The sequence below is a fragment of the Polyangium sp. 6x1 genome (assembly GCF_029946515.1).
Classification (GTDB): domain Bacteria; phylum Myxococcota_A; class Polyangia; order Polyangiales; family Polyangiaceae; genus Polyangium.
The window spans coordinates 42,061-52,952 of the sequence record NZ_JARZHH010000060.1 but is presented as its reverse complement, the minus strand read 5'-3'; the positions used below and the strand labels follow the sequence as shown (position 1 = coordinate 52,952).

The 10,892-nt window shown below is 67.9% G+C and carries 10 protein-coding genes and 1 pseudogene; 5 read left to right on the top strand and 6 right to left on the bottom strand.

The window, feature by feature from the left end; all coding sequences use genetic code 11:
- From QHF85_RS37995 to QHF85_RS37980, 4 genes are all read right to left on the bottom strand, one after another.
- Positions 1-801 carry a sigma-70 family RNA polymerase sigma factor gene (locus tag QHF85_RS37995; RefSeq protein ID WP_281332318.1) on the bottom strand — a complete coding sequence of 267 codons (801 nt, stop codon included), beginning with the start codon at positions 799-801 and terminating at the stop codon, positions 1-3.
- Between the two features lie 62 nt (positions 802-863).
- Positions 864-1,508, bottom strand: coding sequence for an SRPBCC family protein (locus tag QHF85_RS37990; RefSeq protein WP_281332317.1), 645 nt, complete (start codon positions 1,506-1,508; stop codon positions 864-866).
- A complete protein-coding gene (locus QHF85_RS37985; protein ID WP_281332316.1) occupies positions 1,505-1,894 on the bottom strand; it encodes a metalloregulator ArsR/SmtB family transcription factor in 390 nt (129 codons plus the stop codon). The genes QHF85_RS37990 and QHF85_RS37985 overlap by 4 nt, the downstream gene beginning before the upstream one ends.
- 51 nt (positions 1,895-1,945) lie before the next feature.
- Entirely contained in the window at positions 1,946-2,497 is a 552-nt protein-coding gene (locus QHF85_RS37980; protein WP_281332315.1) for a YkgJ family cysteine cluster protein, read from the bottom strand.
- 100 nt (positions 2,498-2,597) lie between these two features.
- On the opposite strand from QHF85_RS37980, the gene QHF85_RS37975 reads away from it, so the two are divergent.
- The 3 genes and pseudogenes from QHF85_RS37975 to QHF85_RS49855 form a co-directional block, all read left to right on the top strand.
- A complete protein-coding gene (locus QHF85_RS37975) occupies positions 2,598-4,388 on the top strand; it encodes a S53 family peptidase (RefSeq protein WP_281332314.1) in 1,791 nt (596 codons plus the stop codon).
- 15 nt (positions 4,389-4,403) lie between these two features.
- The gene (locus tag QHF85_RS37970) at positions 4,404-4,988 is read left to right on the top strand and encodes a TMEM175 family protein (RefSeq protein WP_281332313.1); all 585 of its coding nucleotides are present in this window, start codon (positions 4,404-4,406) and stop codon (positions 4,986-4,988) included.
- Positions 4,989-5,489: 501 nt separating this feature from the next.
- Positions 5,490-5,585, top strand: a pseudogene (locus QHF85_RS49855) (heterocycloanthracin/sonorensin family bacteriocin); the annotation flags it as partial.
- A 76-nt stretch (positions 5,586-5,661) separates the two neighbouring features.
- Here the strand turns inward: QHF85_RS49855 and QHF85_RS37960 are convergent.
- Complete coding sequence (locus QHF85_RS37960; RefSeq protein ID WP_281332311.1) at positions 5,662-7,785, bottom strand: hypothetical protein; 2,124 nt, start codon at positions 7,783-7,785, stop codon at positions 5,662-5,664.
- A 31-nt stretch (positions 7,786-7,816) separates the two neighbouring features.
- Positions 7,817-8,605 carry an alpha/beta hydrolase gene (locus QHF85_RS37955; RefSeq protein ID WP_281332310.1) on the bottom strand — a complete coding sequence of 263 codons (789 nt, stop codon included), beginning with the start codon at positions 8,603-8,605 and terminating at the stop codon, positions 7,817-7,819.
- A gap of 156 nt (positions 8,606-8,761) precedes the next feature.
- Here QHF85_RS37955 and QHF85_RS37950 point away from each other — a divergent pair, with 156 nt between their 5' ends.
- Complete coding sequence (locus QHF85_RS37950; protein ID WP_281332309.1) at positions 8,762-9,274, top strand: hypothetical protein; 513 nt, start codon at positions 8,762-8,764, stop codon at positions 9,272-9,274.
- 399 nt (positions 9,275-9,673) lie between these two features.
- Positions 9,674-10,879: a protein translocase subunit SecF gene (gene secF / locus QHF85_RS37945; protein WP_281332308.1), complete on the top strand. Its 1,206-nt coding sequence runs from the start codon at positions 9,674-9,676 to the stop codon at positions 10,877-10,879.
- Positions 10,880-10,892 lie beyond the last annotated feature (13 nt).

Below are 10,892 nucleotides of genomic sequence, written 5' to 3'. Positions count from 1 at the left end.
TCAGCCGCTCTCGTCCTCCAGGATCCGGCGCACGCTCGCGTCGAGGTCGTGGCCCACGAGCCGGAGCACGCTCTCGAACTCGCGCGGCTCGAGCGAGAGCCGCTCGCTCAGGATGCCGCGCGTCCGCTCGAACAGCCACGCGCGCGTGTCGGCGATCCACCGGGCCACGGTCGCGCGGTGCACGCCGTAGATGACCCCGATCCGCTCGATGTTGAGCCCGTCGAGGACATGGAGCCGGAGCACGGTGCGACCCTTCGGTTCGAGGGAGAGCAACGCGTCCTGGAACGCGGCGCGGAACTCGGCCGCGTACCGCACGCGCAGGTAGTCGAGCTCCGGATCGTTTGAGGGGGCGAGCAGCGTGTCGGGGATCTCCTCTCGAAGAACCTCCCGCGGCTGCGCGCGTTTGCGATCGAGCGCGACGCGCACGGCGACCACGCGCAGCCACGCGCCGAGCGGCCCTTGCCCGGTGTACTCGGCGAGCTTGGGCCTCCCTCCTGCCGAGGGCAGCAGGAGTTTTTCGCGCAGCGCCTGCAAGAGCTCGGGGATCGCGGCTTTGTCGCTCTCCACGCGGGAGAGGAACGCCGGGGCCTGGGCGAGGAAATGCGCTTCCAAGAACGCGAGCGCCCTCGGATCGCCGCGCAGGCAGGCGCACGCGAGGAACAGATCGGACGCGTGCTCCATCGCGGCGCCGTCCTCCCCGGCGCGCTCCTGCAGGTACGCCATGAACGCCTCCCGATCCAGCGTGACGCCGGGCCAGGCCGCCCGCGCGGCCACGAATGCATCCTCGAAAGCGGCTTTCATCGGTCTCCGTGCACGACGACGGCTCGTGCGTCGCGCTCTCGTGGGCTGCGTCCCGGCGCCGTTCAGGTCGCGGGCGTCGGGTCTGGCGCGTAAAACTTGGTCGTGTTTTCGACGGCCTTTTGCGCGTCGGCGGCCGATGCGCCGGCGGCCTGGTTCGCGGCGCCCCAGCCGACGCTGCTCCCGGTGATGAATTGCCGCGCCTCCGGCGTCATCCCCCAGGCGTTCTTGTCTTCGATGAAGAGCGAGCGGAGCTCGTAGACCAGGCCGAGGAGCGTGAGATCCCAGCCGACGCCCACGGCGCCCGGACCGTATTCGGGCCACATGCCCGGGGGGACGATGGCCGCGTGCTCGAGCTCGAGGATCGTCTGTTCGTCCTCGCCGACCGAGAGCTGCACGAAGACCTTGCTGTTCTCGTCGTCCTTCGAGGCCATCGACCACGTCACTTCGAGCAGCCGGGGCGGCTCACAGCGCAGGATCTTGCCGCCGGCATTGCCTTTCAGCTGGTAATGCCCGCCGAGGCGCAACTCGCCCTCGAGCGGGAGAAACCAGCGCTTCACGCGGTCGGGATTCGTGATCGCATCCCAGACGTCCTCGATCGCCGCGTCGTAGCTCCGCCGTAGCTTCACCGTGCGGCCTTCCCCGCCGGGCATCATTTTCGGGCCGGTCTCGCGGTGGACGGCGGTGAGCTCTTTCATGATGTCGATCATGGTTCTTTCCTCTCCCTCGTGTTCGTCGTGTCGTTCGTCGACGAGCCCGCTTCCGCCTTCAGGCGGCGTTCTCGTTTGCCTCGCGCGAGTTCGGTGGCGAGCGCGTCGAGGCGCTGGTCCCAGAATCGGCGGAAGCGATCGAGCCAAACGTCGACCTCCTGCAAGGGCCGGACGTCGACCGCATAAAGCCTCCGTGTGCCCTCCGCCCGGACCGTGGCAAACCCATGGTCCCGCAGCACCTTGAGGTGCAGCGACACCGCCGGCTGCGAAATGCCGAACTCACGCTGAATGACCTCGGCGATCGCCCCCGAAGTTTGCTCCCCGTCGGCGAGCAGCTCGAGGATCCGGCGGCGGACCGGGTCCCCGAGGACGTCGAACGCTTCCACGACGGAGGAGTATCACCGTCAGCTTATATTAGTCAAGGCTGAAGTTGTTCGTCAGGACGAGCAGAGCGTCGTCATCTCGATCCGCTGCCCGCGCGGCAGCCCCGCCGCGTCCGCGTGCGCCGCGTCGAGCGCCGCGAGCACCGTGGAGAGCGTCGTTTGATCGAGCACGCTTGCAGGATCGACCGAGGCGAGATCCTGCCCGACGAAGTTCTTCGGGCACGCGTCGATGATCGGGAGCGACCGCCCGCCCTTTCGCTCCGTGAAACGAATCGGCAAGCCGTGCGTCCGGCAGATCGTGGGGCGTGCCTCGTACACGGCGCAGCGCCCGTCCTCGCCGAGGGCCGGGCAAACCGTCCCCGCGGGATCGGCGGCCCGCGCCGCGACCTTCTGCCGCTCCTCGGCGGACAGGCGATCGAGCGCCTCCTCTACCGCCGCCGCCTCGATCGTCGTCACCGAGAAGCGCCGCCGGCAGCAGTCGTCGCAGCCCGCGCGGCACGTGATGGCCTCGCCATGCCGGCCTTTTCCGCGTGCGAAGAATGCGTCGAGCTTGAGGAAGAGCTCGTTCAAGCGCTCGCGGGGGGAGGGCGTTTGGACCTCGGACATCCCGGCTCTCTAGCATCCGCCCGCGCCAAACACGAGCCGCGGCGCGCGCGCCCGAGCCCCCCGTTTGCCTCACGCGAGCCCGCTCGGGTACGCTCGCCCCATGTCCATGACGCCGCCGCCGGGCCCGCATGAGCCGATCGACATCACCGTGATCCTCCACGATCGCTCGCGCGCGGAGCTCATGGACTTCGTGATCGAGTGCTCCGATCCGGCGAGCCCGCGCTACGGAAAACACCTCTCGCGCGCCGAGCTCGCGGGCCTCGTCGCGCTCGACGACACGCAGATCGAGGCCGTGCACGCCTGGCTCCGGCGCGCTGGCCTCGAACCCATGCCGTCCGGGCCCGTCGGTCGGCAGCTCATCGTCGTGCGCGCGCCCGAGGAGCCGATCCGCCGCGCCTTCGGCCGCCAGCTCGCCGATTGGCTCCGCGAGCCCGGCGGACACCGCGCCCCGCGCGTCGACACCGCCGTGCCCCGCGAGCTCGCCGGCTACATCCAGGCCGTCCACGGCCTGCGCAACGCCCCCGAGGCCCGCAGCTCCATGGTCTCCCGCGCGCGGCAGGAGGAGGTCCCTGTCGAGCTGCGCGAGGGATTTCCGTTTTCGGTCCGCAGCGACCCGGGCAAACCCCCGCCGAACCTCGCCGGCGTCACGCCCGCCGACATTCGCAGAATTTATTCGTTCCCGGACGACCTCACGGGCGCGGGCGAGACGATTGCGCTCCTCATGCTCGGCGGCTCGATCGACATCGGCGATTTGCACCTCTTCTGGCGCGCGCACGGCATCACGCCGCCCTCGGTGGAGATGATCGACCTCGGGCCCACGCGCGGCGGCAGGCTCGTCGATCCGTTGCACCGGCTGGAGGCCACGATGACCGTCGCGTGGGCGGGCGCGATGGCGCCCGGGGCGCGGCTCGTCGTGTATTTCGTCGACCCCGAGGTGATCGCCGATCCCTGGTCGATGTTCCTGCTCGCGGTCATCGGCGACGAGGCGCGCGACGTCACGGTGGCCTCGACGAGCTGGATCACCCCCGAGCGGAGGTATTATCGCATCTTTGGATCGAGCGTCGTCACGGGCCTGCTCGACCAAGCGGCGGCGCTCGGGATCACTGTGGTCAGCGCGGCGGGCGATTGGGGCGCGCTCGACGGCATTCCGCGCCGTATGGTCGACGGTTATGCCGTGAGTGACGCGCCCTGGCCGCACGGCGTGTTTCCTGCGGTCGAGGAGCGCGTGCTCAGCGTGGGCGGGACGATGATCACGTGCCTGGATCCGCTGACCGAGCTCGCCTGGAGCGGCCCGCCGCCGGTGGCCGTGGCCAAGATGGTCCAGTTCACGCAGCTCGCTTCGAGCGGGGGCTTCAGCCAGGACGTCCCCATTCCTGCGTGGCAGACGGACAGCCTGCGCAAATGGTATGCGCGCGGCGCGAACACGCCTGCGGTCGTCCCGTATGGCCGCGGTTTTCCCGACGTCGCCTTGATGGCCTCGGGCCCCTCGGTGCAGCGCGGGGAGGTGCTCTCCGCGCTCGGGTATCAGGCGGTGATCGGCCGCAACTGGATTGATTACGCGGGTGGAACGAGCATGGCCGCGCCCATCTGGGCTGCGATCATCGCGCTCGCGAACGAGGCGCGGCGCCGGACGGGAAAGGGCCGGGTCGGCTTCGCGAACCCGGCGCTGTATTCGCTGCGCAAAGCTGATCCCCCGGCGTTCCGCGACATCACGATCGGACAAACCGACGTCTGCGTGCGCGTCGCGAACAGCGTGGGCAAGGCCGTCGTGCAGCGCGTCGACGGCTATAGCGCGTGCGCCGACTGGGATCCGGTGACGGGCCTCGGTGTGCCGCACGTGAAAAATCTCGTCGAGCACCTCGTCGCGCTGGGAACGTCCTCCGAAGGTTGAGCGTGGGGTTCGAACATGGGGAAGAGCAGACTCGAGGCGTTCAGCGACGGCGTCATCGCGATCATCATCACGATCATGGTGCTCGAGATGAAGGTTCCCCACGGCGACGACCTGAAAACGCTCGTGCCGCTCGTTCCGGTGTTCTCGAGTTATGTGCTCAGCTTCGTCTATGTCGGCATCTACTGGAACAATCACCACCACATGCTGCATACCGTCACCCGTGTGACGGGAGGCATTCTCTGGGCGAACCTGCATCTGCTTTTTTGGTTGTCTCTGTTTCCGTTCGTCACTGGCTGGATGGGTGAGAATCACTTCGCGGCCGTTCCTTGCGCGCTCTACGGCGGCGTGCTCTTGGCGGCGGCGATGGCCTATTCGATCCTTCAGCGGACGATCATCGCTACGCAGGGCTCGGAGTCACCTCTCCGGGCCGCGATCGGCAGTGACTGGAAGGGCAAGCTCTCGCCCGTTCTGTATGCCCTCGGCATGGTTTCCACCATCTTTTGGCGGTGGATGGCGCTGACACTGTATGTGCTCGTGGCGCTTCTGTGGCTGGTGCCCGATCGCAGGATTGAACGGTCCTTGCCCCGCAATGACGCCTGACGACAGCACGTGCTGACCTGTGGGAAGAACTGCGCATCGCGCAGTTCTTCCCCGAAAGGTCCAGGGCTGGCCCTGCCAAGAGGGGGCGGACAGCTTGAAAAACTTTCCCCGCATCGACTGCGCATCGCGCAGTTCTTCCCCGAAAGGTCCAGGGCTGGCCCTGCCAAGAGGGGGGCTGACAGCTTAAAAAACTTTCCCCGCATCGACTGCGCATCGCGCAGTTCTTCCCCGAAAGGTCCAGGGCTGGCCCTGCAAAGAGGGGGGCTGACAGCTTAAAAAACTTTCCCCGCATCGACTGCGCTTCGCGCAGTCGATGCCCAAAGGTCCAGGGCTGGCCCTGGTTCGGGTCGAGGGGCGAACAGCCCCCGCGGGGCCCGGGGCAGCGCCCCGGCGCGACGCTCCCCGATGAGCCTCGCTGGGGCTACCTGTCCTGCCTGGCGCGTGTCATGGTTCCTGCATGAGCAAGTCCCGGAACGAGGTCCTCAAGGAGTCCAAGAAGAACGCTGTCAAGGCGGGGGTTGTGACGGCTGGCACGGTGGCTCTGGCTGCGGCGGGCATGCCCGTCCTTGCGGCGGCTGCTGCGGTCCCGGCGGCTGTGCTTGGCTGGAAGTGGTGGAAGCACCGGGCGGAGAACGGGATCCGGTTCTGAGCTGGGCGAGCGCGCGACGTCTCGTCAGCGCTTCTTGGGGAGCTGCGCTGTGCTCGTGTCGATGCGCTCTCCGTCCTTTGCGCTGCTGGGCGCGTATCGATGCAGCTCGGTGACTGCGACGTAGGAATCTCCGACATAAGCCCAGAGCGCTGCGCCGTCGGATACGACCGTGAGTCGGGCGCTGCCGGATTCGAGCCGCCAGGGGGCCCATTCCTCGCCGCGGAGGGCGAAATTTTCGTCGCCGCGGGCGACGATCGTGCCGTCGGGCGCGCGGAGGAGGTCCCGTGTGCGCTTTGGCAGGTTTGGCGCGATGCGACGGAAGGACCCCTTGTCGAAGAGGGAGACGCCGGCTGCGCCCTTCCATACGATTCCGAGCTGGGTGTTCATGAGCTCGTCGGCGGGCTCGATCGGGATGATCTGCGGTTTGTCTTGGTAGAGGACCTGTATCGTGGGTTTTCCATCGCACGACGTACCGATGAAGAAGCGCGCTCCTTCGTGCTTCGGCCAGCCGTAGAGATCCCGCATCGGGGCGAGCTTCGTGGCTCCCGGGGGCGCGGCTTCGCAGGAGGGCGGCATGTGCGGGCCGGTTGGCTCTTCCCACTCGCTGTCGTATCCCGCGAGTTGTTTCCCCGCTCCGAGCGGCTCGTAATAATGCGCCTCGCCGCGCGCGTCGGGGTTTCGCACGACGAGATAAAGGTTTCCATTTTTCTCGGCCACCCGCTCGGCGACGAGGTGACCTTCGAGCTTGTGCTTTTTGAGGGGATGGAACTTCGTCCCGCGAAGCTCCAGGACGTGAATCCAGTACGGATGGTACTCGACCTCGTTGTTGCGAATCGTCGCCCTGCGATCCGCGAGCAACGCAAACACCTTCCCGCCGGCGAAGGCGAGCGTCGTCGGCTCCGCGAATTCGCCCGCGAGGACGAACGGCCGCTCGGATGGGGCGAGCTTTGGCTCGGGCGGCGTGGGCGGCGGCGTGGGCGCGGCGCTCGGCGGCGCTGCGTTTGCGACCGGGGCGAGAGACGGCTCGGGATCCTCGTACAGCTTGCGTCGGGCGATACGCGGGGGTTTGGCGTCGAGCTCCATCCAGTACACGTACGAGCCTGCCACTGCCACCCAGTCCGGCTTTTCGCGCTCTGTGGCAATGACGTACGGCAGGCAGGAGCCATCCTTGGGGACCCGCAAGATCTCGCCGCGGAGAGGGGACGCCCAGTACACGAATTGCGCGTCCGTGACGAGCGGGCTCGTGGGAAGTGTCCCGCCGCTCGGGTGCGGGGGGACTGCGGGGCCGAGGTGCCGCGGGTCCTTGCCCTCCTTCGAGAGCCGCGCGATTTTCATCCCGTTGAGGTTCGGGTGCCCGTGCAAGGCGTAGATGTCGCCGCCGTCGACCGTGAAGCGCCGCCCGTCGTAGCCGCCGAATGCATCGCCGATCTTGCCGTCGGCGATCTCCACGCCCTCGCCGCCGCCGAGGGGGATGCGGTGAAGCCTGTCGTAACCCCCCTGGAAATAGGCGAACTCGCCGTCCGTCGCGATTCCGTTGTATCCGCCGAACGGGCGCAGGAGGGTTTTTCCCGGCCCGCCTTTCCGCGGCGCCACGTAAAGCCCGCTCGAGATGCCCGTGATCGTCGGGACCGATTCTTCCCGCGCGAACACGACCCGATCGGGCGTCAGGGCAAACCCTGTGATGCATCCTTCCGGCGTGACCGACGTGACCGGCCCGCCGTTTTGCCCGACGAACCCGACGAGCCCCGCGCAGCCCTGATCGTACCGCTTCGCTGCCCGGAACCACACCTCTCCGTTCGACAGGGCGAGCCCCGCGACGTCCGCGTGTTTCGTCACGTCGGCGACGAGTGTCCTGCGATCGCCCCCGTTCATCGCGGCGCGCACGACGGCGTGCCCGTCGGACCAGACGAGATATGCGCCGTCGGTCGTGAACACCTTGGCGCCTTCGGCCGTCGTGATTTCCTCGATCGGCGTGGTCGGCAGCGCGCACAAATCCGCGACTGGCTTCGGGGGCTTGGGCGGCGCGGCCGAGGCCGTCGCCACGGCGCTCCGCGCAGGTGGGGCGCTCGTCACAGGCGGCTCGGCGCCTCCGCAGGAAACGACCGACGCGGAGGCGAGGAGGACTGCCGTGGGCCGCAGCGTGCGCATTGCCTCTCGCTACGTGGGCGGCCGCGCACCGTCAAGCCGATTCGGTGCACAGCCGCGAGGCAAAGACCTGCACTGCGTCGATCACCGCCTGCGGCTGGTCCTTGTGGGGCGAATGGCGGCAGGATTCGAGCTCGACGCGCGTCACGTCCTTCGCCTGCCGGGCGATGCGGTGGATCTGGTCCATCGTGCCGTATTCGTCGTCCACGCCCTGGATCGCGAGGATTGGGCAGCGAATGCGCGGCAGGTATTCCTCGATGTTCCAGGCGCGGAAATCCGGGTGGAGCCAGATGTCGTTCCAGCCCCAGAACGCCGCGTCCACGTCGTCGTGGTATTTGCCGAGCCGCGCCGGCAGATCGGTCGTCGTATACGCGATCTTGGCCTTCTCGATGCTCTGGATGGAGATGTCCTCCACGAGCACGTGCGGCGCCATCACGACGAGGCCGGTGAGCGGGGTCTCGGTGCCGCCGGCGCAGATCAGCGCGATCGAGCCGCCGTCCGAATGGCCGAGCAGGATCGGACGCTCGATTCCGAGCGATTCGAGCAGCGTGGGCAACACGAAAAACCCCTCGTCGTGCATGTACGTCGGTTGGCGCGGCAGCCTCGCCGGATCGGATCCGCCATACCCGGCGCGGGAGTACACGATGGCCTCGCCTCCGGTGGCGTCCGCCACCTTTTGCGGGAAATCCTTCCACATCGCGACCGAGCCGATCCCTTCGTGCAGGAACACGAGGGCAGGGGCCCCCGCGCGTGGCGCGGCCGAGGGCAAGCGGACGTATTCGAGGCGGGCGCCGTGGATCGGTGCGGTTTTCGATGCAGGCATCGGGGTGCGTGAGGATATCCGACGTCCCCGGGTTGTCGAGGCTCGCCCCCCGAGGTCGTTCGTGCTCAAATCATGCCGCTCGATCTTTGCGCTTGAGTTTCTGGGCGATCCGAGGGAAAAGAAACCCTCCCGCGAGCTTCCATGACGCGCCCCCCGATGGCATACGACCCGACAGGGCGCCGAGACCGAAGGCCACACGAAGGCCACGCTCTTCCGCGCGGCGTCGTCGCGGGCCTGCTCGTCCTCGTCTCGCTGGTGCTGAGCTCGCTCGGGTTCACGCAGGCGCGTGGCGGCGCGGGCGCGCCTTCCGCGATGCGGACCGTGGGCGCGGTCGTCGAGCTCCTGCAGCAAGCCGCGGCTCCCGTCCCCGTGCAGGCGCGGGTGCGCCCCGTGCCCGAGGGCCCGGGCGATCAGGCGGATCGCCCCTCCCGGCAACCCCCGTCCTCCTGGGCCAAGCCTCGCGGCCCGATGCGGTGGGATACGCCGCTGGATCCCGGCTGGAGCGGCGGGCACGCGGGCGTCGTTCGCGTCGCGGCCGCGCGCGAGAGCGCGGGTTCGCCGGTCGAGCGGCGCAGATTCCAGGAGCTCCCCGAGCGGGCCCTCCGTTCGTCCGATTATCTGGCCGTCAACCCGGCCCGAGGTCCTCCCCGGCCCGAAGGCCGGAGCTAGACGGCGAATTCGCGCGATTCCTCGCGTCGCCACGGCTCCGCCTTCTTCGTTCGTCGCTGCGGAACCAGGGGTTGTCGCGCCATCCTTTACGTGGATCGGGCGGCGTTTTGCCTTGGCTCCTTCGATGACGCACGCCCCCGGGACGCGTGGCCCAGGCGTGCATGGGGCTTCCTATGCCCAAAGGCTCGGGTCGAGGAAAAGATGTCGACATTGTATGCGGTCGTTTTGCGCTCGGAGCTCTTGCTCCTTGTCCTTGCGTCGGTCCCCGTGTTCGTCGGTGCGGGGATCCGTCTCCTCGCCGGCAATCTTTGCCGCGCGCTGTTCGAGCATCGAGGGGCCGAGCCCCCGGCGGGGGCTTGATCCATGGAGTTCATCAAGCCCGGACGTCAGTTCGATTTCATGAGCAAGCGCCGATACTTCATCGGCGGAAGTGTCCTCTTGCTCCTCCTCTCCATCGTCACCTATTTCGTCCCGGGCCTCCGGCTCGGCACGGATTTCCGCGGAGGCACCGAGATCGAGGTCGCGCTCTTGCAGAACGTCCCCACGACCGAGATCCGGGCCGCCGTGGAGCGCGCGGGATTCGAGTCTCCCGAGGTGATCGAAATCACGAGCCCCGGGACGCCGAACCGGGTGATGATTCGTGTCCTCGAGGTCAACGCGCTCTCGGAGGATCAAAAGCGGGCGGTGCGGCACCACCTCTGCCTCGCGGAGGAGGGCGAGCCGATCGCGGATCCGCGCTGCGCGAACGCGCTCGTCCCCACGGAAATCCGCTTCAGCCCGGGCGGCGACAAGATCTCGCTCCGCTACGAGAGCGCCCCCGACCTCGCCGCGATCGAAAAGCAAATCGAGGGCATCGAGGGAATCACGCTGCAATCGCGCGAGCGGGGCGTGGTCCTGGCGAACGACCGGGATCACAAGGTCGAGATCCACCTCCGATCGAAGGGCGATCTGCTCCTCGACGGGCTGCGCCAGGAGCTCGGCGCGGACAAGGTCCCCGCGCAGGCGCTGCGCGTCGAGTGGATCGGCCCGAAGGCGGGCGCGCAGCTCCGGGACGCGGCGATCAAGAGCGTCCTCATCGCGATCGTCTTCATCATGGCGTACATCGCCTTGCGCTTCGATCTGCGCTTCGCGCCGGGCGGGATCGTCGCATTGGTCCACGACGTCGGCATCGCGCTCGGGGCCATGGCGATCACGCAGCGCGAGATCACGATCTCCACGGTCGCCGCGATGCTCACGATCGTCGGCTACTCCATCAACGACACCGTGATCGTCTACGACCGCATCCGCGAGAACCTGCCGCGGCACCGCGGGCTCTCGTTCTCGGCGATCATCAACCTCTCCATTTCGGAGATGCTCGGCCGCACGATCATCACGTCGGGCGTGACGGCCCTCTCGATGTTCGCGTTTCTCTGGTGGGGCACGGGCATGATCAAGGACTTCGCCTTCGCGCTGCTCGTCGGCATCGGAGTCGGCACGTACTCGTCGATCTACATCGCCGCCCCGCTCACGGAGTGGATCGACAAGCGGTTCTTCGGCGGGAGCGCGGTGAAGCGGCGCGCGCCTTCGCGAAAGAAGATCGAGAAACGTCCTCACGCGGTCGTATGAAAGGAAGACGGAA

What these genes read in the sequence shown, in the direction of transcription:
- QHF85_RS37950 (WP_281332309.1), top strand. Translation starts at nt 8,762, where the DNA reads ATGGCATACGACCCGACAGGGCGCCGAGACCGAAGGCCACACGAAGGC.
- QHF85_RS37980 (WP_281332315.1), bottom strand. Translation starts at nt 2,497, where the DNA reads ATGTCCGAGGTCCAAACGCCCTCCCCCCGCGAGCGCTTGAACGAGCTC.
- QHF85_RS37970 (WP_281332313.1), top strand. Translation starts at nt 4,404, where the DNA reads ATGGGGAAGAGCAGACTCGAGGCGTTCAGCGACGGCGTCATCGCGATC.
- QHF85_RS37960 (WP_281332311.1), bottom strand. Translation starts at nt 7,785, where the DNA reads ATGCGCACGCTGCGGCCCACGGCAGTCCTCCTCGCCTCCGCGTCGGTC.
- secF (WP_281332308.1), top strand. Translation starts at nt 9,674, where the DNA reads ATGAGCAAGCGCCGATACTTCATCGGCGGAAGTGTCCTCTTGCTCCTC.
- QHF85_RS37955 (WP_281332310.1), bottom strand. Translation starts at nt 8,605, where the DNA reads ATGCCTGCATCGAAAACCGCACCGATCCACGGCGCCCGCCTCGAATAC.
- QHF85_RS37975 (WP_281332314.1), top strand. Translation starts at nt 2,598, where the DNA reads ATGTCCATGACGCCGCCGCCGGGCCCGCATGAGCCGATCGACATCACC.
- QHF85_RS37990 (WP_281332317.1), bottom strand. Translation starts at nt 1,508, where the DNA reads ATGATCGACATCATGAAAGAGCTCACCGCCGTCCACCGCGAGACCGGC.
- QHF85_RS37995 (WP_281332318.1), bottom strand. Translation starts at nt 801, where the DNA reads ATGAAAGCCGCTTTCGAGGATGCATTCGTGGCCGCGCGGGCGGCCTGG.